Origin of the sequence: Prevotella falsenii DSM 22864 = JCM 15124 (assembly GCF_000613945.1) — a bacterium.
Taxonomy (GTDB): domain Bacteria; phylum Bacteroidota; class Bacteroidia; order Bacteroidales; family Bacteroidaceae; genus Prevotella; species Prevotella falsenii.
In genome coordinates, this window is the sequence record NZ_BAJY01000003.1 from 74441 (window position 1) to 99369 (window position 24929).

Annotated in this window: 14 protein-coding genes and 4 pseudogenes; 5 read left to right on the forward strand and 13 right to left on the reverse strand. The window is 44.7% G+C overall.

Translation table 11 applies throughout. The features are described 5' to 3' along the window. Positions 1-4: 4 nt before the first annotated feature. The 12 genes and pseudogenes from JCM15124_RS02100 to JCM15124_RS02155 form a co-directional block, all read right to left on the reverse strand. A complete protein-coding gene (locus tag JCM15124_RS02100) occupies positions 5-1117 on the reverse strand; it encodes a tetratricopeptide repeat protein (RefSeq protein WP_024998096.1) in 1113 nt (370 codons plus the stop codon). 154 nt (positions 1118-1271) lie between these two features. Beyond that, positions 1272-2525, reverse strand: a complete 1254-nt coding sequence (locus JCM15124_RS02105) for a tetratricopeptide repeat protein (protein WP_024998097.1) — start codon at positions 2523-2525, stop codon at positions 1272-1274. Between the two features lie 83 nt (positions 2526-2608). Then, positions 2609-5228: pseudogene (gyrA, locus tag JCM15124_RS12905) on the reverse strand (DNA gyrase subunit A). Positions 5229-5967: 739 nt separating this feature from the next. Then, positions 5968-7218: a nucleotide sugar dehydrogenase gene (locus JCM15124_RS02115; protein ID WP_024998098.1), complete on the reverse strand. Its 1251-nt coding sequence runs from the start codon at positions 7216-7218 to the stop codon at positions 5968-5970. A 107-nt stretch (positions 7219-7325) separates the two neighbouring features. Then, on the reverse strand, positions 7326-8603 hold the full coding sequence (locus JCM15124_RS02120; RefSeq protein ID WP_024998099.1) for an MFS transporter: 1278 nt from the start codon (positions 8601-8603) through the stop codon (positions 7326-7328). 41 nt (positions 8604-8644) lie between these two features. After that, a pseudogene (locus JCM15124_RS17065) lies at positions 8645-9978 on the reverse strand (SpoIID/LytB domain-containing protein). 13 nt (positions 9979-9991) lie between these two features. Continuing rightward, positions 9992-10846: a DUF4922 domain-containing protein gene (locus tag JCM15124_RS17070; protein ID WP_306303124.1), complete on the reverse strand. Its 855-nt coding sequence runs from the start codon at positions 10844-10846 to the stop codon at positions 9992-9994. Positions 10847-10887: 41 nt separating this feature from the next. After that, on the reverse strand, positions 10888-12420 hold the full coding sequence (locus JCM15124_RS17075; protein ID WP_024998101.1) for a glycosyltransferase family 2 protein: 1533 nt from the start codon (positions 12418-12420) through the stop codon (positions 10888-10890). Positions 12421-12975: 555 nt separating this feature from the next. After that, complete coding sequence (locus tag JCM15124_RS12915; protein ID WP_051527346.1) at positions 12976-13521, reverse strand: DNA-3-methyladenine glycosylase I; 546 nt, start codon at positions 13519-13521, stop codon at positions 12976-12978. Positions 13522-13544: 23 nt separating this feature from the next. Continuing rightward, positions 13545-15124 (reverse strand): annotated as a pseudogene (locus JCM15124_RS12920) (NAD(P)/FAD-dependent oxidoreductase). Between the two features lie 51 nt (positions 15125-15175). Further along, positions 15176-15847, reverse strand: coding sequence for a YggS family pyridoxal phosphate-dependent enzyme (locus tag JCM15124_RS02150; protein WP_024998102.1), 672 nt, complete (start codon positions 15845-15847; stop codon positions 15176-15178). A 35-nt stretch (positions 15848-15882) separates the two neighbouring features. Continuing rightward, complete coding sequence (locus JCM15124_RS02155; protein ID WP_024998103.1) at positions 15883-16365, reverse strand: DUF4494 domain-containing protein; 483 nt, start codon at positions 16363-16365, stop codon at positions 15883-15885. Positions 16366-17055: 690 nt separating this feature from the next. Between JCM15124_RS02155 and JCM15124_RS02165 the strand changes: the two genes are divergently transcribed. From JCM15124_RS02165 to JCM15124_RS02185, 5 genes are all read left to right on the forward strand, one after another. After that, entirely contained in the window at positions 17056-20376 is a 3321-nt protein-coding gene (locus tag JCM15124_RS02165) for a leucine-rich repeat domain-containing protein (RefSeq protein WP_024998105.1), read from the forward strand. 13 nt (positions 20377-20389) lie between these two features. After that, positions 20390-20581 (forward strand): hypothetical protein, encoded by a 192-nt coding sequence (locus JCM15124_RS02170; protein WP_024998106.1) that lies wholly within the window; start codon positions 20390-20392, stop codon positions 20579-20581. 249 nt (positions 20582-20830) lie between these two features. Then, positions 20831-21295 carry an HU family DNA-binding protein gene (locus tag JCM15124_RS02175; protein ID WP_024998107.1) on the forward strand — a complete coding sequence of 155 codons (465 nt, stop codon included), beginning with the start codon at positions 20831-20833 and terminating at the stop codon, positions 21293-21295. A 284-nt stretch (positions 21296-21579) separates the two neighbouring features. Further along, the gene (locus tag JCM15124_RS02180; protein ID WP_024998108.1) at positions 21580-22827 is read left to right on the forward strand and encodes an ABC transporter permease; all 1248 of its coding nucleotides are present in this window, start codon (positions 21580-21582) and stop codon (positions 22825-22827) included. Positions 22828-22951: 124 nt separating this feature from the next. Then, positions 22952-24613 carry an AMP-binding protein gene (locus JCM15124_RS02185; RefSeq protein WP_024998109.1) on the forward strand — a complete coding sequence of 554 codons (1662 nt, stop codon included), beginning with the start codon at positions 22952-22954 and terminating at the stop codon, positions 24611-24613. Between the two features lie 111 nt (positions 24614-24724). Here the strand turns inward: JCM15124_RS02185 and JCM15124_RS16380 are convergent. Then, a pseudogene (locus tag JCM15124_RS16380) lies at positions 24725-24920 on the reverse strand (hypothetical protein). Positions 24921-24929 lie beyond the last annotated feature (9 nt).

A 24929-nucleotide genomic window follows, 5' to 3' on the forward strand; every position in this document is an offset into this window, starting at 1 on the left:
CGTTTCACTTCTTAAATTTATTCGTCAATGCTTCTAATTCTTGTGCTTTTATCTTATCGCCAAGTAGGGTATAGGCCATATACAAGGGGTTTACCCAGTCTACTTTGTTGCGTCGTGGGTCTTTGGCTCTCACACGTTCAAGGTAGTTTCGTGCGTCAGCGAAATATATCATATAGTCGTTTTCCGATATAAGCTCCCCTTGTTGCTGCTTCTCCAACACCTCGTTCCTTATTTCCATCCCTCTCATGTTCAAGCATACACCTATATTAAAAGCTATCGGGATAAGGTTGGGTGAAAGTTCATCAGCCACTTTATATGCCTCAATGGCTTCGTCCCATCTGCCTGCTTGCATAGCAATTTCGCCTTTCAATATCCAAGGTACAGCCGATTTAGAGTCATTTACAAGCTGGTGGTCGATAAACCTCTCTATATTAAAGCGTGCTGTAGAGTGTTGGTAGAACTTCATTAGCCACGAGAAATATTTGGAATTAGTGGGCTCTGTTTCGTATAACTTTGCCAATACGGCAAGATATTGCAACGAGTCTTCAGCATTTTTCATTTGCTCGCCCATGCATTCGGTTTTAACTTCTACCGATGCTTGCGCCGTTTCTTCATATTGCATGGCTATGTCTGCATATTTTTCTGCCATTCTGAAGTTTCTCGATTTCAAGTAGTCGTAAGCCAAATAGTATGCTGCTATACCGCTTTCGTCGGGTATATCAATCACCATTGGATTACTTCTTGCGGTTAAATAAAGTTCTAAAGCTTTCTGTCCTTCTACCTTTGTGTAGCTGTTCTTGAGCAGAAACTGTCCTGCGTCTATCAGCATCGGGTACAATGTTGTTACACGCAGCATGTTTTCTTCGCCAAACTCAGTCTTCACCTTTCCTTTACGATTAGGCATTCGGTCGTATTCTTCGCATTTCAGCGAGTATGTTATGCCATCTACCACAGCTCGATAGACGGTGAGCGAATCCCTATTCGTATTTGTTTGTACTCGATGATAAGCGGTTTCAGCCAGTTTATTCAGTTTTGCTGCATTTGCTTTATTGTCTTGCGCTTGTACCGACAGAAAACAAAAAGATAGAAATGAGATAAATGCTATTAACTTCTTCATAAGCCTACATGATAGTTGTATGTCCTATTCTATTCCATAAGGGCTTATAGACAAAGTATTTTAAACGAAAAACGAAACAATGTCGGAATAGGACTTATAAAAGAGTTTCCCCTTTTGGTATGCGGACACACCCAAAAAGGGGAACGATATAATATTATTCTTCATAACCTGCATCAGCAGCGAGTGCTTTTGTTTCAGGTGCTTGAGGACCCTTAACGAAATAGTAGCTTCCGTAAAGAGGATATGCCCACAAGTTCTTGTTCTGCTTTGCAGTGTCAAGTGCTTTGGCTTTTTCCAAGTAAGAAATAGCTTCGTTGTAAACAACGTTGAACTGTTCGCGTGCTTCCTTGGTCAAGTTCTTCACTGCCATAACACGCTCCTGAGCCTTGTAGAAGAGGCATTGACCGATTGATGCGTTGATAGCAATTTGTGCGCTTTCGTCGCTTGCTAATGGCAAAGCCTTCTTCAATGCTGCAACAGCACCGTCGTAGTTCTTCTTAACGCTTTCAAACTGACCCTTCAATACGAGTGCGCTGTAGTTGTTTGGGTCTTTAGCAAGGTGGTTGTCGATTACCTGCATAGCTTTGTCGCCCATGCCCAGTGCGTTGTAAGTAGAAGCCAATGTTGAAAGAAGAGCTTCGTTGGTCTCGTCTTGCGCATAGATAGATGCCAGTTTTTCAGCGTATGCAAGAGAATCCTGACGTGTTTTCAACTGCGAGCCCATAATGGCAAGCTTCAGGTTTTGTGCTTCTTTTGCGCGTTCTTGGTTCTTTAATGCGTACTCTACATACTTCTCTGCCTTTGCAAAGTCGTTGTTTTGGTAAGCATAGATAGTTGCGAAGTAAGCTATTTCTGACAAGTTCTGGTCTTGTTCCTTGAACTTAATAAATTCCGGATAGTCTGCTGACTCTACATATTCTGCCAAATACTTGTATGCCATCTTGTCGTCCTTACCTTGAAAGTATATACCACCATTGATAAGTGTTGGACGGAGCTTGTACACCTGCTCTACCAAAGCAGAGAATTTAGGCTTTACTTTGCCCTTTTGGTTGGGCAGATTGTCGTACTTAATGGCTTCAACACCAGAGTCGAAAGCAGCACCTACAGCCATATAGAGACCTTTTTCGTCTACCGGTTTGTTGCCTTCCTTACCCATTTGCTGTTGGGTTTCGTTCTCAAGCTGAATGCCTTGCTCGTAGTTTACTTTCTTCATAGCCAATTCGTAGAGACGGTTGTAAGCCTTAGCCTTTTCGTCGTTACCTGCGAGTTGGTTCAGAGTAGATTGCAAAAGATTAGCAGCTTCAGCATAGTTCTGCGCCTTCATAATTGCTTTCAATGGTTCGCTGTCGCCAGCAAATGCAGCCGATGTTCCTATTAACATCATCACTGCCATGATTAATTTTTTCATATTAGTTTATAATTTAAAGATTAATACTCGTTATTAAGTTTTCTCTATTCAATATATACGATTTTCCAATAACGTTTAATATTCTATTCAAAATCTACCGATGGTGCTGCCGTTTCCGTGCTTTCATCGTCTGGGTTGCCGTCGTTGGCTTTGTCTTCGTTACCTCCTGCAAGTCCGTTTTGGAAATCTTCGTTTGCTTTGTTCCACTGCGAACGACTTTCTTCTTCAACTTGTTCTTCCATTTCGGCACTCATAACTTTGCACACCGATGCTATAACATCGTTTTTCTTTGCAAGATTGATAAGACGAACGCCCTGTGTAGCGCGTCCCATAACACGGCATTCTGCCACTGAAAGACGGATAACGATGCCACTTTGATTGATAATCATAAGGTCGTTCTCGTCTGTTACATTCTTTATTGCAACTAATTTTCCCGTCTTTTCGGTTATGTTCAGCGTCTTTACACCCTTACCGCCACGGTTTGTGAGTCGGTAGTCTTCCACGCCTGAACGTTTTCCGTAGCCTTCTTCCGATACCACCATAACCGTTTCGGTTTCAGCATCGTTTACAACAATCATACCTATCACGCGTCATCGCCGTCTTCGTCGAGGCGCATACCACGCACACCGGTAGATACACGTCCCATTGTACGTACTGCCTCTTCGTTGAAACGACACGCACGACCGTTGCGGTTGGCTATGATAAGCTCGTTATGACCGTTTGTCAAGCGTACGTTTACCACCTCGTCGCCTTCATTTATATTGATGGCTATCACACCATTGGTGCGTGGACGAGAATAGTGGCGCAGCGATGTCTTCTTCACCAAGCCGCATTTTGTAGCGAACACTACATAATGTGAGTCGAGGAATTCCTCATCGTCTAAGCCTTTTATACGCAAGAATGCGTTTACACTGTCGTCAGGGTCGAGTGCCAGCATGTTTTGAATGGCACGCCCTTTCGATGTTTTATCACCTTCAGGAATGTCGTAACACTTCATCCAGAAACAACGGCCTTTCTTCGTAAAGAACAACATTGTCTGGTGCATCGTTGCCGGATAGATGAACTCCGTAAAGTCCTTGTCTCTCGTGCGTGCGCCTTTCGAACCGACACCGCCCCGTGCCTGCTCCTTAAAGTCGGCAAGCGGTGTGCGCTTAATGTAGCCGAGGTGGCTGATGGTAATAACTACCGGGTCGTTAGGATAGAAGTCTTCGGCGTTGAACTCGTGTTCGTCCGGAATGATTTCGGTACGGCGAACGTCTCCATACTTTTCTTTCACCTCTTGCAGTTCTTCCTTCATTACTTCTTTGCAACGCTCCGGATTATCAAGAATTTCCTGCAAGTTCTTTATGGTCTGCATCAACTCGTCGTATTCAGCGTGCAACTGGTCCATACGCAAACCTGTGAGTTGCGACAAGCGCATATCTACAATCGCCTTCGATTGCAGTTCGTCTAACTCGAAACGTTTTTCCAAGTTGGTTTGTGCTTCTGCCGGTGTCTGACTTGCACGAATGATATGTACCACCTCGTCGATGTTGTCGCAAGCTATGATTAAGCCTTCCAATATGTGGGCACGCTCCTTAGCCTTGTTCAACTCGAACTTTGTGCGACGAATGGTTACATCGTGGCGGTGCTCTACAAAGTATTTCACACATTCTTGCAGGCTCAACAAGCGTGGACGACCGTTTACAAGCGCAATGCAGTTTACAGAGAACGAACTCTGAAGAGCTGTCATCTTGAACAGTTTGTTCAAGATAATGTTGGCATTGGCATCGCGTTTCACGTCTACAACAATGCGCATACCTTGGCGACCTGTCTCGTCGTTCACGTTTGAAATGCCTTCCAACTTGCCTTCTTTCACCAAGTCGGCAATGTATTCAATGAGTTGCTGCTTGTTTACACCGTATGGAATTTCGGTTACAACAATCTTGTCGTGCTGGTCGTCGCTTTCTATTTCTGCTTTTGCGCGCATCACCACACGTCCCTTACCGGTTTCGTAAGCGTCTTTTACGCCTTGTAATCCGTAGATGTAAGCACCTGTGGGGAAGTCAGGAGCAGGTATATACTGCATCAGTTCTTCGACCGTTATGTCGGGATTGTCTATGTAAGCGCAACAACCGTCTATCACTTCGTTCAGGTTGTGTGTAGGAATGTTTGTCGCCATACCCACGGCAATACCATTACCTCCGTTTACGAGCAGGTTTGGAATTTTGGTTGGCATCACAGAGGCTCCTTCAACGTGTCGTCGAAGTTGTTCACCATGTCTACCGTATCTTTTTCAATGTCGTCCATTACGTGCTCGCCCATCTTTGCCAAGCGGCACTCTGTGTAACGCATAGCTGCCGGTGAGTCGCCATCAACAGAACCAAAGTTGCCTTGTCCGTCCACCAGTTTGTAGCGCATATTCCACTCTTGTCCCATGCGCACCAATGCGCCGTACACAGAAGAATCGCCGTGCGGGTGGTACTTACCGAGCACTTCGCCAACAACACGTGCACATTTCTTATAAGGTTGATTACTAAAGTTACCAATGCCACGCATACCGTAAAGGATACGACGGTGCACAGGTTTAAAACCATCGCGTACATCAGGAAGCGCACGAGCCACAATCACCGACATGGAATAGTCGATGTAAGAGCTTTTCATCTCTTCCTCAATGTTTATTTTCAAAATACGATCTTGGTCTATTGTCTGATTTTCGTCCATTATATATATGTATTTTTATTTTCTGCTGTTGTAGCTTTCCGCAAACCTTTACATTTCAAACAAAAATCGCCGTAAATGGTATTTATTTTCGTTTTAAGGGCTTTCAGTAGCTATTTCAAGCTGTAAAAGTACGAAATAAAAACGACATACAAACCCTTAAAAGCGAAAAAAACAGTATTTTAAGGATTGTTATAGGTGATGCGGACGTTTATAGTGGCGCAACGAAGCAAGCAGACAGCACAAAAATATATGGGCAAAAGGTAGCAATGTAAGGGCATAGAGGTTTTGTTCCTAATAACGTGAGCCGACATAAGAAAGCAGGCTTATCAGGCAATCTTTCGATTGTTTTTAAGCAAGTCTGCTAATGAAAAAGTGAGCGTTTTTCGGTTTAATATTGTAAAGATAATTCTGTTAAAAAGTGATATAATCGCTTTGACGTTGCGAAACCGTAGGTTTTGCGTTGTAAAACCTACGCTTTTACCGTGCAAAACCTACGGTTTTAGAATGCAAAACAATAGGTTTTGTAATGCGTTGATAAATAATAAGTTACACGATAGCTATGTTTGTGAAAAATGTTTACACCGTTATTGCGTTTTTTTTTGTTAAAAAAAATACCCCACGTTCCTAATCTCAACATTCAGAAAAGGGCAGTATTTTTTGTAACTGCCCTTAATGAATTAGCGAAAGAGGGCTACTCTTTTGCCCAATTTCCATCGAATAGTTTCGTTCCTTCGTTGTATTAATCGCATTGGAAAATGTCGCGGGTGTAGACCTTCTCTCTTACATCGTCCAATGTGCTATCGTATCGGTTGGCAATAATTTCGTCGCATTCCGTCTTGAATTTCTGCAAGTCGTTCACCACCAAACTGCCAAAGAAGGTTGTCCCGTCTTCCAGTGTCGGTTCGTATATAAGCACCTTTGCACCTTTCGCCTTTATGCGCTTCATGACTCCTTGAATGGAACTCTGGCGGAAATTATCGCTGTTCGACTTCATCGTCAATCGGTAAACGCCTATCACGCATTCCTTTTCTACTGTCGGATTGTAGTTCCCCTGTTCGTTATAATCGTAATATCCGGCTTTGTTCAACACTTGGTCGGCAATGAAATCCTTGCGTGTACGGTTGCTTTCCACAATGGCTTGAATCAGGTTTTCAGGCACATCAGAGTAGTTTGCCAACAGTTGTTTCGTATCTTTCGGCAAGCAGTAGCCACCATAACCGAACGATGGGTTGTTGTAGAACGAACCAATGCGTGGGTCGAGGCACACACCTTGTATTATATTAGCCGTGTTTAAGCCTTTCACTTCTGCGTATGTGTCGAGTTCGTTGAAATAGCTTACGCGCAAAGCCAAATAGGTGTTGGCAAACAATTTCACCGCTTCGGCTTCGGTCAATCCCATGAAAAGCGTTGGAATATCCTCTTTTATAGCACCCTCTTTCAAGAGTTCGGCAAACTCGTGGGCAGCTTTGTCCAATCGTTCGTCGTTTTCCGGGCGTGCAACAATAATGCGACTGGGATATAAATTATCGTATAGTGCCTTGCTTTCGCGCAAAAATTCGGGTGCAAAAATAATGTTTTCGCAGTTGTATTTCTGTCTTACGTGCTCGGTAAAACCTACCGGAATGGTCGATTTTATCACCATAATGGCATTCGAGTTCACACGCATCACTTGTTCTATCACCTCTTCAACGTGTGTTGTATCGAAATAGTTGCGCACCGGGTCGTAGTTCGTTGGCGTGGCAATCACTACGAAATCGGCATCGCGATAAGCCGTTTCGCCGTCTAAGGTAGCCGTTAGGTGCAACTCTTTTTCTGCTAAATATTGTTCAATGTAGTCGTCTTGAATAGGCGATAGCTTATTATTAATAAGGTCTACCTTTTCTTTTATAACGTCTACTGCCACCACATCATGGTTTTGGCTCAACAGTGTTGCAATGCTTAAACCTACATATCCGGTTCCGGCAACTGCTATTTTATATTTCTTTTCCATACGAAGCGTTTTTTCAAATTCCTTGCAAAGATAACCATTTTCTCAGAAATGCGTGCCCTTAATATTAAAAGGTAGACTATTGAAAGGTTGGTTGTAGGCAGTCATACTTATTCCGTTTTCTTATCCAAGTCGGTCGTTCGCTTTAAGAAACCTGCCACGATGAAAGGTAAAACATTCACGACAGCAACGATAACGAAGAAGCGTTGGTAGCCCAAATATTCTTGTAGAATGCCTGTAAACCAGCCTGACGCCATCAGCGAAAAGGCTGCCGCCGCACTTGCCAAGGAGTAACGGAAGATGGAATACCTGCCTTTTGAGCAATAAAGAAGCACAAGTATGTAGGGCGTAATGCCGAAACCAAAGCCAAACTGCTCTATTGCTACGCAAATATTGATAATGGAAAGCGTGGAAACAAAGTTGTAACTAAGGTAGATATACAGCATTTTGGGCAATGTAATGGCGCATACCATAAGCCAAAGATTGCTCCACAGTCCTCGCTTTTGTATGGCATAGCGACCTAAAAGGCTGCCTCCAATAGCGGCAAAAGCACCCACCGACCCTTGCACAAGTCCTAATTCTTGTGGCGAAAGACTCAATCCGCCGTTGCTTCCGGGGTCGATTAAGAACAATGGAGCTATGCGGAAGAACATTCCTTCGGGTATTAAGAAAAGCAAAAGAAACGAAAGCAACGCCACATAGTTGGGCAATTGCATAAAAGTAGTTTTGGTTTCCAACCACCATCGCCTTGTCAGTCCGCTGCGAATGGGTATCGACGGCTTGTCTTGGGGGCGTGGCAACACGATTGTATGATAAATAAAGAGCAGCAAGAATGTTATCGCCAAGAAGTAGAAAGTAGTTACCCACGACTTTTCAACGACTCTGTTCAGCACCTCTAAGTTACCTGCCAGCATCAGCGGAATACCCATTCCTACCACAACTGCCATCAGTAAGAATACAGAATGTACACTGCTGAGGCTTGGTAGCTTGCGCGACATACTGAGTTTATAATATCTTGCCACTGCTACATCGTGTATTACGGCTGCACACGCTGTTGTAAAGATGAACAGCATAGACGCTATTTCCCAATAAGGGGTGGTAATCGACTGCGAAATACCGAACATTGAAACTGTCATCAGAAGTTCCATTGCCAACACCCAAAACCGTTTTGTGGCATAGCCTGTAACAAATCTGCCTAACAGGGGACGCATTATGAAAGGAACGAAAGCCCACGACGTGTTCAGTGTAATGGTGCTATTCGACTGCCCCATGCGATTGAAGAATACCAACGACACAAGAAACACAATGACATAGGGCAACCCTCGTGTAAAGTACACGGAGGGTAACCATAGCCAAGCCTTTGTATTTGTATGTTCGTTTGTGTTCATTTCGCTTCTTCCGGCTTTTATCTTATATTATCGGTAAAGCACTATTTATAGGCTTTTGTTATTTCCGCACCTTTATAATAGTGCAATAATATTTCTTCGTACCGATAGCCTTGCTCTCCCATCATGCAGCACCGATTTGACAAAGTCCTACGCCGTGCCCCCAGCCTGCCCCTTTTATGATGAATTTCTGTGGTACACCCTCTTCTATATCTGCCTTTTCAATGATGAAAGCCGAGCTGTATAGGTGGCTTTTGCTAAGTGCACGCCTTATTTCAAGCTCTTTTCCAATGATGAGCGTGCGCTCTTTGCCAACTATTTTCAGTCGATAAATGCGCCCGCTCTTGCCTCTTGCCAACGGAATAAGGTCGATAATATCGCCAAATTGTACTTCTAATTTCTCCTTTAAGAGTTGCTTTATTTCGGCTTGCGAGTAGGTTTGAGTCCACCGATAGAAGTCTGTTGTCTCTTGGTCGAAGTCGTTCAGCACCTGAGACAGCACCTTTTGGTCGGTCGTATTGCAGAAAGCGTCGGGCGACGATAGTATCCACAGACGCGCAACAGCCTCATTGGTGAGGTCGGGTAGGGGTGTCGTGTCGGGCAAAGTGTCGGGGAGAGCTTGCAGATAAGGCTTTTTAATGTTCTCCCAACAATATTGAAACTCTTCAACCGCACCGCCACAACATTTGCTATACCGCGCATCGCAAATCTCTCCGTGGCTTGTCAGTATCTCTCCGGCTGTCTGCTGAATGGCTTCCACAACGTGTTTGTTGGCAGCTTTCGTTATGCCTTGGTAACGCTGACAGTGGTCGTCGGCACACACATCGAATAGTTTGTGGTCTTCACGGTCGTACCAACGTACTATTTCCTCATCGGTTTTCAGGAACGATGGGTGTACTTCGGCATTGCTACGCTCTGCTTTTCGTTGTTCCATTTGTGCCAAAAGCCAACTGCGCGATATAACAGCGTGGGCTTTCAGTAGCTCTAACGACGAGGTTGCACGCATTTCCGACGAGATAACACTGGTGAGATAGGTTTCAACAGGCAGTTCGTTGATGGCGCAGATGTTGTTGTCCTGCACTATGAAACGCAACTTTCCCAAGAATGTTTGTGCCTCTTTTCGCTCCCAATGGAAGTTTACTCCGATGGTAACATCTTCGAGCGTGAACGACGATTGGGTATCGGTTGGCTCGAAAAGCAGTTCATCGTACAATGCGTTTTCCCACAAAATACGACCTTCCGACAGTTCTACAACCTGCTTTCCGCACTGCTGCGAACCGCAAACGGTATAGGGCGCGTTGAGCGAAAAACACAGTTTACTTGCGCTCACGATGCCTACCGAAACGATTGGTTCTTCTTTTCTGTTGCTCGTTTCCATTCTTTTTCTGTTGTTATATCTTTCTGTTTCTTATCTTTTCGGTTACTTCCTGCATCGCTTTAGCGTCAAGAACAACTTCTTTCATCACCTCCATTAGCAGTCTTTCATTTATTCTTTCAAAGTCGGTTTGGCGGGGAAGAATGAGCAAACCACCCATATCCAACGCCCCGGGACTAATCAGATACTGCTCGTCGCCCTCCTTTGAGTAGCAATCGGGACGGTGTTTGCGACGTGGAAACACAACAGACACCGTGTCTAAGCCCTCTTTCCACACCACAATGTTCATCATTGGTTCCACCTCGTCAGCCTGTTGAGGCAGCGAATTGTACACAATGCCGAACAAGTGCACATCGTTTTCAACGCTTCGGCTTTTGATAGCAATGGCAGGATAGGCGAAATCGACAATTTCAAATATACCTTCCGCCCCGTTGATGCTTAATAACGGTTGGGCAGTGGCATCGAGCTTGCTCCACATTTCCTGCACGGGTAGCATGCCGTTTGTACCTCCTTGGAAGTGAAGATGGTCGGGTGCGCTTGCGCCACATTTAGGACCGTTATAGAAGAACATAAGTTTTGGATACTTGTCGCTAAGTTTATGCAAGTTGGCGTAATGTTCTTGTATGCGTTGCAAACGGTGTTGGCGTGCCGCAATGGTGAAATGGACAGGCAAAATGGGGAAGGGATTAACCAAAATATCGAAGTCTTCGCCAAACGAAACGCCGGTCTGAACCTTCGGACGGTTATCCTTGCAAAGGAAACAAGGGCGTTTTGCAATGCTTGCCTTGTCTGTTTTTGCCCCTGCACTCACTATTCTTGCAGGATTGAACTGCACTTTTAAACCACCGTCGAACCGCTTTGTCTTCACCAAACCTAAATCGCTGAACCGCTGTTTGGCTTCTTTCCACCGGTTCAGTTGGCTGTAAAAAAAGGCTCTAAACTCTTTGCGCCCTCCTCGTCGCCTTGTTTGTTGAGTTGCTGACGTGCCGTCAGTTCTATCGTTCGTAAGCGGTCTTTATACAAGTTGTTGGCATTGATGCGGTCGATACTTAACGCTGCATCGCTGTTTCCGCCCCAACGACGGCACAGATAGAGTTCTTCGTAAATGCGTCCGATGCGGAACCGGCGACTGAAAGCCAATCCCATGGCGTAGTCTTCGCCGTAACCGGTGTTCGGGAACTGCACTTCGCGCGCCAAAGGTGTGTAGAACGCACGCGGTGCACCTAAGCCGTTGATGCGGAGCGCATTGTTGCAGCCGTTGTCTTCCGTCCATTCTGCATGGTCAATCAGTCCCGGAGGAAGTGTATTAAGGTCGAAATCGCACATACGGTACGAGCCTATTATCATTGCCGCCTGCTGTTCGTGAAAGGCGTTTATAATCTTTTGCAATGTCTGTTCCGACGAATAGAGGTCGTCGCTGTCCAATTGTACGGCAAACCTGCCGCAATGCTCGCTGTTCACGGCATAGTTCCAACAACCGCCAATGCCAAGGTCGGTGCGATTGGGAACAAGGTGTACCAATTTGTTATCGGTCTTTGCAATGTCCGAAAGTATGGATGTCGTCTCGTCGGTAGAATGATTATCCACAACGATAACGTTGTATTTGAAATCTGTTTTCTGCGCCAATGCCGATGTAACAGCGTCGCGAATGGTCTTTTCACGATTGAAAACGGGGATTATAACAGAAGCCTCAACGGCGAAATTGCCGTTTGTAAAGTCGGGCTGTCTGTATTTCTTGGTGTCCACCAACCCATCTATGGCGCGCAAATGTGCTGTTGCGGCACGTTCCATTTCTATCTGTACCTCACGATTACGCGGGTTTACGTAGTCGAATTGCTTCTCTCCGCTTCGGCGCAAGTCGTCTTCTTCCTCTGTATAAAGATATTCGTCCAAGTGGAAAATCTTACCTTTTCTACTTAGATATAAACGCAAATCGTACCAACCGGCAAACTTATAGTCAGCCTTTTCAGCTTCTCCGGCATATTCACGGAGCAACTTTGCATCGATGAGCACCAACGAACCGAAGTCGAAATCGTCGCGAAGGCTGCCCTCTTGATAGTCGATGACAGGGTGGCGTACCACCTTTCCGGCTTCAACCGAATAGTGGTCGGCATACACCAAGGCGGCTTTCGTGTCGGCAGCTACACGCACAAGTCGTTTTAAAGCGTGGTAACCCAAAGTTATGGGCGATGTTTTCATATAGAAAAGCACATAGTCGGCAGTAGCATTTCGTGCCATTTTCAGCATCGTTTCCGTCGAAAGAATGTTTTCAACTTGTATCGTGCCAATGCCTTCAGCTGTTTTTTCGCTAACGTCAGTATCGTCAGAAGTGAGCATAAAAACCTTTGCCACTTCGTCTTCGTTTACGAATTGCGTTGCATATTGTTGTGCTTGCTGTGCGTTTTCGCAAGGAACAAAGCAATCTATTTTATTCTTTATATCCATTAGGTTGGTTGTTTTCGGGTAAGATAATCTTATGCAAAGATAGTGCAAGCGAGTGCAAAGAGAGTTTACTCTTGTTTTGCCGAGTGCCGCCTATCTTATGCAAAGATAGTGCAAGCGAGCGCAAAGAGAGTTTACTCTTAGTTTGCCGAGTGCCGCCTATCTTATGCAAAGATAGCATAAACGAACGAGATAGACGAAAGAAACGCTTAAAATTCTGCCGAATATCGGTACAAGCAAAATGCAATAGGGGAGTTATGACTGTTCGCTAAAATCCTTTTTGCCTTGCATAAACTCAGGTTTGAACTTCCTGATGTGGAGGTTTGCACCTATATAATATAAGGAGAAGAAAGGGCGTAAAAACGTAAATATTTTTCAGAAGAATATCTGTTGTGTAAACAATTGTGTGTCAATGCGTTGCAAAACCTATTGTTTTGCGTTCCAAAACCGTAGGTTTTGCACGGTAAAAGCGTAGGTTTTACATTGCAAAACCTACGCTTTCGCAACGTCAAATCGTAATTATCACTTTTTAAGAGAATTATCTTTACAAAACTAGAGCTATTTCCGATTGTAACAATCGCAATCGGCTTGGTGGTCGTTTATAATACCTATGCTTTGCAAATAACTATAAATGATGACGGAACCAACGTATTTAAAGCCACGTTTTTTCAAGTCTTTAGCCACCTTGTCGCTCAATGCGTTGCGTGTGCAGAGACGTTTTTGGTGCGACGGATAGACCATTGTCTTGCCTTTAGAGAATTGCCAGATGTACTTGTCGAACGAGCCAAACTCTTCAATAACGCAGAGAAAAGCCTGTGCATTGGCAATCATGGCTTCTATTTTGCGTCGGCTTTTCAGCATATTCTCGGTGTTAAGCATGCGCTGAACATCGTCGGCGGTGAAGCGAGCCACCTGCTTGAACTCGAAGTTAGCAAAGCAAAGGCGGAATGTTTCCTGCTTTTTCAGCATCAGCAACCACGACAATCCGCACGACATACATTCCATTACAAGATACATAAAGAGCATTTTGTCGTCGTGAACGGGTATGCCCCAACGTTCGTCGTGGTATTTCTGAAGTAGTGGGTGGGTATCAGCCAAGCGCATCGTGCCATATCTTTTGGGGTGTTTTATTGTTGAAGACTCGATAAATAGGCACTTGCCATTTCGGCACAACGCTCTCCGTCGATGCCTGCACTAACGATTCCGCCTGCATATCCGGCACCTTCGCCGCAAGGGAACAAACCTTGAAGGCGCACGTGCATGAAAGTTTCGCGGTCGCGGAGAATGCGTACGGGCGAACTGGTGCGTGTTTCCGTGGCTATCATTACAGCCTCGTTGGTGAGGAAGCCGTGCGCTTGCTTGCCGAAATTCTTGAATGCTTGTTGCAGGCGAGTGGTGATAGTGTCGGGCAACCAAAAGTGTAACGGACTGGAAATAAGCCCCGGCGCATAGCTCGAAGCAGGCAAATCGTACGACAAACGCTTGTTTACAAAGTCTGCCATACGCTGTGCAGGCGCGGTTTGGCGCATATTTCCTTGTTGCCAAGTGTCTTTTTCCAATTGTTCCTGAAAGTGCATCATGCGCAATAAGTCGTTGCCCTCGATGTCTTCGGGGTTGATTTGAACCACCATTCCTGCGTTCGACCATTTTGTTCCGCGGTTGGCCGGGCTCATTCCGTTGGTAACAATCTGTTGCGGTGCTGTAGCTGCCGGAATGACAAAGCCACCCGGACACATGCAGAAAGAATAGACGCCACGCCCTTCTACCTGCGTTACAAAAGCGTATTCGGCTGCCGGAAGGTATTTGCCACGACCGTTTTTGTTGTGGTATTGTATTCGGTCGATGAGTTCCGACGGGTGTTCCAAGCGCACACCGACGGCAATTCCCTTTGCTTCCATTTCGATATTCGCATCTTGCAGTGCCGATAAACATCGCGTGCCGAGTGCCCCGTGGCAAGAATAACGGCTCCTTTGAATGTCTTTTCCTGTTGTCCGCCTCCGTAAGTAGATACCGCTTTCACGCCGACAACCTTGTTTCCGTCGGTTTCCAATGCCACCATTTTGGTTTGGAAGTGCACTTCTCCGCCACAAGAAAGAATGGTGTTGCGCATGTTTTCAATCACTTTGGGCAGTTTGTCGGTACCGATATGCGGGTGAGCATCGGCAAGAATGCTTGTAGATGCGCCGTGCTGGCAGAACACGTTGAGTATTTTCTCCACCGAACCGCGCTTCTTGCTGCGTGTGTAAAGTTTGCCATCGGAGTATGCACCCGCACCTCCTTCGCCGAAACAGTAGTTCGATTCGGGGTCTACGGTATGGGTACGGGATATTTGCGCAAGGTCTTTCTTGCGTTCGCGCACGTCTTTTCCACGTTCAAGAACAATGGGGCGCAAACCTAATTCCACCAATTTCAATGCAGCAAACAGTCCGCCGGGTCCGGCTCCGACAACGATAACGCGAGGCGCATGGCTTACATCGGGGTACTCTGTCTTCACAAACGCATCGTCGTGCGGCATTTCGTTGATGTAGACCCTTACTTTCAGGTTCACAAAAATATCACGGTGGCGAGCATCGATAGAGCGTTTCAGTGTGCGCACGTGGTTGATGGTTCGTGCGTCGATACCTTTCTCTTTCGCAAGAAACGTTTTTATATTCTCCTCGTTATATGCCACTTGCGGCATCACACGTATTTGATATTCCTGTATCATAATTCGGTTGGGGTGGTTTTGTTGGGGTGTTGTTGCTTGGTTCGTTGGCAATTAGTACACGCGAGGACCGAAAATGGCAGTTCCCACTCTAATCATGGTGCTGCGACAGTCTATTGCTATCTCGTAGTCGCTGCTCATTCCCCACGACCGTTCCTTAAATTCGGGGTCGTCGGCAAAGTAGTTTGCTTTTACTTCATCGAAGAAATCGGCAGCTTGGGTCATTTCTTTTCTGATTTGTTCGGTATCGTCTGTGTTCGACGCCATCATCATTAAACCCGATATATGCACATGCTTTAGCTCACGCCATTCGCCTTGTTTCAAAAGATTACGGCAGTCGTCAAGGCTGAAACCATATTTGGAAACCTCTTCGGCGATGTGCAATTCCAATAATACATTGATAATACGGTCGTGCTTTGCCGCCTGTTTGTTTATTTCTTTTAGCAGTTTCATCGTGTCCACCGCCTCAATCATAGAGATGTAAGGTGCAATGTACTTCACCTTGTTGGTCTGCAAATGCCCTATGAAATGCCATTCAATGTCGGTTGGCAGTGTCTTTGCTTTGGCGGAAAGCTCCTGTTCGTGGCTCTCGCCAAACACACGTTGCCCCTCGTTGTAGGCAGCTTCGATGTATTCGTTGGGGTGAAACTTGCTGATGGCAATCAAGCGAACGCCATCGGGTAAGCCGTCCTTCACTTTGTGTAAGTTTGTTGCTACATCATACATATTTCGGTTGTTTTATGGTATTCTACGCTCTCTTGTTATTCGTATTCGGGCTTTGTATCGGTTGTTTTCGATGCAGCTTTGTGCTCAAACACGTCCATAATCTTTGTGTCGGCAATGGAAACGATGTCATAATCAATCATGGTCTTGCCCATAATCTCGTCTACATGCTTCACTGCACCATTGACAGAGTGAGCCTGAACAAGGTAGGTAATGGTGGAACGCTTTTCCTTTTCGGTCTTTTCATCAATGGTAATGAATGCCAAACGAGCCTTGAACCATTTGTCATCGCTGTCGGCATCGCTGAAGAAAATCTCTCCGTAAGCAGCCGGCGTAATCGCTTTCACGTCAAATTCGCCGCTGATATAGTGCGACATCTCTTCTGTTATGGTGCTCTCTGCTTCGGAAAAGCTCAACGCCTCTACGGTGTAAGCCTCTGTAACCTTTTTGTTCTGACCATCTTCCATGGTCTTATCGTAACGCACCTTGGTCTCAAACCAAGAAGTAGTTTTGCTTCTCATTGTCTTTTTTGTTATTTATCGGGCATTCTAAAGCGTAACCGCAAAGAATGAACCGTATCGTTTATACTTAGATGCAAAAGTACTAAAAAAGTCCGGCTTAACCCAACTTGCCTCCTCAAAAAATATCATAATTAATTTTGAAGCGTTTAACTTGTCATTAAATTCTATCGTGTAATTTTGCATTTGCTTGTTGATTCTGTGTAATATATATAGTTTCATGTTTTTTATGACTTTTCTTGTTCATATCAAAAACATTTATTATCTTTGCACCAATTTATAAAAAGATTTGTGCTGCAAAGGATAAATAACTTAAAAATGTGTTATTCCTCTTTATATAATAATGGTATGGATAAGTTGCAAAAAAACAGAGATGTTTATGCAACTTTTAACTCATTATATTTGGTTAGCTCGAATATTTTGCTAACACACACACACACACACACACACACACACACACACACACACACACACAGGCGCACCGTCGCTAAATTCTTATACAAATATTTAAACGTACGCGCGCGAGGCATTGCGTACAACCTCGATAGGAAAAGGAATTTCGTTGATTTTCTTTTCCTAAATCATCGTATCCGTTGGCCAAGTAGAATAGCCTGAATTAAGGATATGCTAACTATTGCTTAATTCAACTATTGAGAATTATAAATTAAGAAATATCAATATTTTATTTTTATTATGAAACAAACAAAACATTTATTATTGCTGTTACTGGCTTTCATATTGTCGGTAACAGAAACCTTTGCACAAGCTGTGGGTACTGATTTTACAGTAGGTAATATCAAGTACATTGTAACGGCAATGGATTTAACCACACATAACAATACGGCAGCTGTGAGCTATATTGGTGGTACGGGTGCCGTAACTGTGCCTCCATCGGTGGTGCACCCGAAAAACAAGGAAACTGTTTATATTACAGAATCAAAGGAATACACTAATTGTGCTGACGGTGTTACCAGCATAACTTTCTCTGAGGGTTATACTACGATGGGGAAAGGTTGCTATGCAAAGTCGAAAAACCTAACAAAGGTTACTTTCCCCAAGTCTTTCACCACGATGAACCCTGGCTGTTTCGAGGCAAATAACAAATTAACCTCTTTTGAAGTAGTCAGTGGTAACACTAAATTCTCAACCAATTCCGACGGTTGGTTACTTGCCGATGGTGGAACGACCTTACAGGCTTATCCAACCGGACTTAGTGGCGATGTAACTATTCCGAATACGATTACGAAAATTGCACCAACAGCTTTCAATGTATGTGCCAGTCTTGGAAAAGTAACAATTCCTGCATCAGTAACCAGTATAGCATCAGGAATCACTGCCAGTTTCTTGGCTGTAGGTACGTATTTCGAAGTAGATGATAGTAATCCTAATTACAAGAGTGTGGACGGCGTGCTTTTCAACAAAGACGTGTCAGAGCTAATAACTTTCCCAAAAGACTATTCAGGTTCACTTCCAAATGGCAAGTACACTGTTCCTTCAACAGTGAAGACCATCGCCGGTGAGGCTTTCAGCCATACGTCTACAGTGTTGAAGGCTATTGACCTTAGTAACACCGAAACCATCAGTGCACAGGCATTTGACTATACCAGTGGACTGGAAAAAGTAACTATTGGTCCAAAGGTGAACAGTATAGAAGACGGTGCTTTCCTCAATTGCGAAAAGATAACGGAGTATATAGTTGATGCAAACAATGTGAGTTATTCCAGCGATGAGGGTATCATTTATTCTAAGGACAAGAAAACGCTCTATCTTTGTCCGATAGCCAAGACTGGTTCTTATGAAATTCCTGAAGGTACGGTAACCGTTAAGGCTAAGGCATTCTATTCTTCTAAACTTTCAAGTATAAAGTTCCCCTCTACTCTTACCGCTGTGGAGGATCAAGCATTCCGTTTCAGTTCTATTTCTAATCTTGATTTTGGTACTAACTCTAATCTTTCGTCTATCGGAAGTTCTGCTTTCGGCAATACTCAATTGACTGGTAGCCTTACGCTCCCCGCTTCTGTTGCCAATTTGGGTTCAGGTGCTTTCAATTACACCAAGTTAAAAGATGTTCATATTGCTGACGGTTCAAAACTTGAGGCTATCACTTTTCAGGCATTTGGCAATATGCCCGAACTTGAAACTTTTACATTCGATGGCTCGGCTAACCATTTGAAACGTCTTGACGAACAAGCATTTGCCAATGATCCGAAACTTAAGCGTTTCGATGTTCCTGCGTCTGTAACGACAATTGGTAAAGGTGCTTTCTTGAATACTACAGCATTAGAAACCGTAACTTTCCAATCTCCTTCAAAGATTAAAGAGATCAAAGAAGGTGCTTTCGGTTCCAGTGGTATCAAGTACATCAATTTACCCAACAGTGTAGAAACTATTCAACAGCAAGCATTCGACAACTGTACCAATCTTACGACTATTACAATTCCTGCTTCTGTAACGAATGTTGGTATAGGAGTTTTCAATTTCTGTGAAAACTTAACAACCATCAATGTAGATGCTGCCAACACTAAGTACTCGTCTCTTAGCGGTATGCTGACCAACAAGGATAAGACCGAGCTTGTGGTATTCCCTGCAGGTAAGGCAAACAGTAAGTATGCACTTATTCCTAACATTGCAACAGTTAAACCATACGCCTTTTACGGTAGCGAGAAGATAACCAATATAACTTTCCCTAAAACCGTAACTTCTATCGGCGACCGTGCTATCGCCCTATGCGATAAATTAAAGTCGCTCAGTTTTATGGGTGAGGATAATGTACCGGTATTGAATGCTGACATTATGTATCAATCAAGTAATCTCCGCGACGTAACCATTTATGTACGCAAGAAGTGGTATGAGAATAGTGCCAACGATGCTGCGGTGAATACTTACAACAGTAGATTTAAGGAAGTTCACCCCTCGTTTGTGTCAGAGACTGGGTACGACCGTGGCACGGAATTTTTCCCTACTTCTGCAACAAATGTAGGTGTTATCAGCTTCTATACTCCTCGTACCTCTGTTATTATTGACAATACAGCCAAGGAATCAGATTACACAGACGTGCGTGGCAAGCATTGGACGGCTACGACCTACGATGTGAGCAGTATTCTCGACTACGCATATCAGAACGAAACAACTGTCAAAGACATAGTGGTACTTTCCAACATCGGTATTGTCGGACTTAATGCTTTCAAAGCTGGAAATCAGTTACAAGGAATATATTTTGTGAGCAACACACCAGCACAGCTTAACTCTACCGACTACGGAATGAATGCTACCGATTATCCGTTTAATGCCAACCAGAATATTTATGTGAAGCGCAGTAAGGTGAATGATTACAAAACAGTTTGGGAAGTAGATGGGCACACGCTGAACATCACGCACGAAATTCCACAGACAACCCACAGTTATGGTGCAACTCGTTGCTATCCGTTCGATGTGCAGTACGACAACGACGGCGATGTCCGCCCTTATCTGCCCGTTGATTTCAGCCGCATGACACCTGCATATCCGTATGCTAAGGCACGTCGTATCGACAACGGCTATGTGCCTGCATTCCTCGGAGTGTTGCTACACAGTCGTAACGCTGCCAATGCCACCTCATATTGCGAGATGACCGATGCACAAGACCATCACGCCGTAACCGACCCATCGGGCAAGTATTCTGCAGCTACCTACAAGATGGTGGGTGTTGTTGAGGATACGCAGGTAATGAGCGATGCCAACAACAATTTATATGCTTTCAGCAAGAGCAAGGGACAATTCCTGAAGATTAAGCAGGCTCCGGGTAACATGATGCCTCGCTTCAGTGCTTATTTGAAGCTGGATAGCAACAATCAGGCTAAAGGCTTCTCGTTCCGCTTCGACGATGACGACCCTTCTACAACGGGCATTGAAAACATCGAGATTGCAGAAGACGCCAATGACAGTGCGCCTTACTACAATCTGAACGGTATGAGAGTGAACAATCCTGCCAAGGGAGTATACATACATAATGGAAAGAAAGTAATCATCAAATAAAGGAGATTTCGAAATGAATAAAAAAGAATATATACAGCCCAAAGCAGAAGTGGTTATCGTGAATGGTGATACCCTTATGGACGGCGAATGGTGGAGTGTACAGGTTAATCCGGGAGAGGAAATCGAAGATGACGACATCGGTGCCAAGGAGGGTTCTTTTGACGATGACTGGGGATTTTCGGGGTTTAATTCTTGGGATAACTAATAACTATTTCAGCCATGTTCAACCAGTGTATGCGGTTGGGCATGGCACTTTCAGTATGGGTATGTTCTTTTCGGAACTACTAATAATGAGACATTCGTTAATTAATATTAACCTGCCGTGGGTGGTGTAGATATAGATAACGACAAGTCCTACTTCAGTGGGGCACTAAAGTATAAGTAGTGCCCCACTACTTATACTTTAGTTGTTATTAACATTTACATCGTTTTGCGGCATAAAACAATTAAAATTATGGCTTTTTACAAGAAAACAAAAATGAAGGTGAACGGCAAGTGGTATCCCAAATCCGTTTTGGTAGGTTCACCAATTAGCACCGAACAAGTGGCAAAACGTTTAGCAGCCGAATCGACGGTGAGTCCTGCCGACGTGCGTGCGGTGCTGACTGCCCTTGGTGGCGTAATGGGCGACTATATGGCACAGGGTCGCTCGGTGAAGTTAGATGGTGTCGGCTCGTTCTATTTCACGGCATCAACCAACAAGAATGGTGTTGATACCGAAAAAGAAGTAACAGCCAAGCTCATCAACGGCGTGCGTGTGCGTTTCATTCCCGAAACCCGCTTCCGTGGTGCCGGAAAAGGGCGTGTATCAACCCGCAGCCTGACGGACGTGGACATCGAATGGGAGGAATGGAAGGGCAAGGTTGCTTCTGACAACTCCGGCTCGACGCCTACCCCGGGCGGAAGTGAGCACCCGTAAAACGTATAAAATCTTAAGTATTTATTTTTATAGTCGCAAGGATTGTTGAGAGACAGGACTTGCGACTATGTTTTATTCTGTTTAATAACTTTTAGGAGTAAGATACGGCTTAATGGATTTTTCATGCCATTAAAACGAAAAAAAGTTCTATCTTTGCATTCGTTTAGCAAACAAAAGAATGTTTTCGTTCAGCCAAATGAGCAATGCCAAATTTATTTGAGCATTGCCATGGCGAGAAAATGCACTTTTCGAGGAACGAGAAAAGAACAATAAAATACAAGCAAATGAACTTTCCTTTATTTATAGCACGAAAGATAAACGGCAACGAAGACAAAGGCAGAAAGGTGTCTAAACCCGCCATTCGCATTGCTACGCTTGGTGTTGCCATCGGTCTTGCCGTCATGATAGTGTCTGTTTGCGTTGTTCTTGGTTTCAAACATACTATCCGCGATAAGGTTGTTGGCTTTGGCAGCCACATCACGGTGGCTAATTTCAATTCCTTTCAGCGTTCCGAGAACTATCCCATTGTGGTGAACGACAGTTTGAAACGTGCCTTGCTGCAAACGCAAGGTGTGCGCCACGTGCAGCGTTATGCCTACACGCAGGGCATTTTAAAGACCGACGACGACTTCCTTGGCGTAATGCTGAAAGGTGTGGGGAGCGATTTCGACTCTACCTTTATACATCAGAATATGGTTGCAGGCAGCATTCCAACGTTCTCAGATGTAAAGAGCCGGCAGAAAATACTGCTTTCTAAAACCATTGCCGATAAACTTGGTTTGAAGGTGGGAGATAGGATTTATGCCTACTTTGTGAACGAACAAGGAGTGCGCACCCGCCGTTTTACCGTTTCGGGCATCTACGAAACCAACTTGAAACAGTTCGATTCGCAGATTTGTTTCACCGACCTGTACACCACAAACAAGCTGAACGGCTGGCAGCCCGAACAGTGTAGCGGGGCTGAAGTGCAGGTAAACGATTTTGAACAGCTTGATGCCGTTGCCTTAAACATATTAAATAAGGTAAAAGGAAAGACCGACAAGTATGGCGACAGCTATTCCACAGCCACGATAACGGAGCAAAATCCGCAGATATTCTCGTGGCTCGACCTTATGGATTTGAACGTTTGGATAATCCTTGCGCTTATGGTTTCGGTGGCAGGCGTAACGATGATTTCGGGTTTGCTCATCATTATCTTGGAGCGCACGCAGATGATTGGCATCATGAAAGCGATGGGTACGAAGAACGCCCAAGTGCGCCACATCTTCCTGTGGTTCGCTACTTTCATCATTGGCAAAGGTCTGCTGTGGGGCAACCTCGTGGGGCTGGGGTTGGTCTTCTTGCAGAAATACACCGGTCTTGTTACGCTCGACCCCAAGACATACTATGTCAGCACCGTCCCCGTCGAACTCAATGTACTGCTTATAGCGGCTTTGAACATTGCCACATTATTAATATGTGTCTTTGTGCTGATTGCGCCAAGCTATCTGATCAGCCACATTCACCCTGCCAAAACAATGCATTACGAATAACGGAAAGCTGCTTTGTCGGGTTAAAATACTTGCACAAATGAAACGAAAAAGTGCAGTTGTTGCACAAATATTTTTGAAATGTGCAAAAAAATAAATACCTTTGCAACGTTTTAAGATATTCACAATGCAACAGATTCCAAGTTTTAACGAATTAATAGAGAAGAGCGTCATCGACCATTGGGACTATGATGCTCTGACAGACTATAAGGGAAAGACGCTTCAATATCATGACGTGGCTCGTAAAATAGAGAAGATACACATCATGTTTGAGGCAAGTGGTGTGCAAAAAGGCGATAGAATCGCTCTTTGCGGACGTAACTCTTCCATGTGGGCTGCTGCTTTCTTGGCAACACTTACGTACGGTGCGGTGGCAGTACCCATTCTGCACGAGTTTACGCCGGACCAGATACACAACATCGTAAACCACTCCGAATCGAAGATACTCTTTGTGGGCGATGTCGTTGCTACGGAAATCGACGCTACAAAAATGCCCGCACTCGAAGGCATTATCTATCTTCCCGACCTCTCGCTCACGTTGAGCCGTACCGAAAAACTTACATACGCACGCGAACATCTCAACGAAATGTTTGGAAAGAAATATCCGAAGTACTTCCGTGCCGAGCATGTCCGCTACTATCGTGAGCAAAGTCCCGACGAGTTGGCACTTATCAATTACACCAGCGGAACTACCGGAAACTCGAAGGGTGTAATGATTCCTTACCGTGCAATGTGGAGCAATGCCGACTTTGCACGTAGCGTATTGGGCGCAGTCATCAAGCCCGGCAGCCACATCATCAGCATTTTGCCAATGGCACACATGTACGGTATGGCTTTCGAACTTATCTTCGAGTTTATAGCAGGTGCCCATATCTTCTACCTCACACGTATGCCTTCGCCTGCTATCATTGCGCAAGCACTTGCCGAAGTGAAGCCTGCGCTTATGATAGCCGTACCGCTCGTTATCGAGAAGATAATCCGCAAGCGTGTGTTCCCAAAAATTCAAACCAGCCGAATGAAGCTGTTGCTGAACACACCTGTCATTCAGAAGAAGGTAAAAGAGAAGATTTGCGAACAGGTGGTGCAAGCTTTTGGCGGCAACATCTATGAAGTTATCATTGGCGGGGCAGCCCTGAACCGTGAAATAGAGTCGTTCTTGAAAGACATAAACTTCCCGTTCACGGTGGGTTACGGTGCTACCGAGTGTGCACCCATCATCGGTTACAGCGATTGGAAAGAGTTTGTACCAACATCGTGCGGTAAGCCTGCCTTGCACCAAGAGGTGCGCATCGACAGCATCGACCCGGAAAACGTGCCGGGAGAAATCCTGACGAAAGGTCCTAACGTTCTGCTTGGCTACTACAAAAACGAAGAAGCCACCCGACAAGTGCTCGATGCCGACGGCTGGTTCCATACCGGCGACCTTGGAACGATGGACGCCGACCAAAACATTTATATAAAGGGACGTTCCAAGAATATGCTTTTGGGCAGCAACGGACAAAACATTTACCCTGAGGAAATAGAAGATAAACTCAACTCGTTGCCACTCGTAAGCGAATGTCTTGTGGTGCAGCGCGGCGAAAAGCTCGTGGGCTTGGTTTATCCGGACTTTGAAGAAGCAAAGGAACTTGGGCTTAACGATGCCGACATAAAGAACTTAATGGAAGAAAACAAGAAGCAGTTGAACGAAGTAAACCCTGCCTATTGCAAACTTTCCGACATCGAAATATTGGAAGAAGAGTTCGTAAAAACGCCAAAACGTTCTATCAAGCGTTACTTGTACAAGTAGTTTTAGCAATGCAATAAATACAGAAAATCCCTTTCAGCATTTAGCCGAAAGGGATTTTTTTAACCCCCAATTGTTCATTAGAGTCCTTGACTGATTTTGTTCGATTGTTGATTACTGAAAGCCGTTACAGGAAAATCCTTTCGCTTTTGTAAAGATAAATCTCTTAAAAAGTGATGATAGCGTTTTTACGTTGCGAAAGCGGCTGTTTTGCGTTGCAAAATTCTACGCTTTTACCGTGCAAAACAGCCGCTTTCGCAATGCAAAACAATAGGATTTGTAAAGCGTTGGTAATTAACTTGCTATGCAATAGATATTC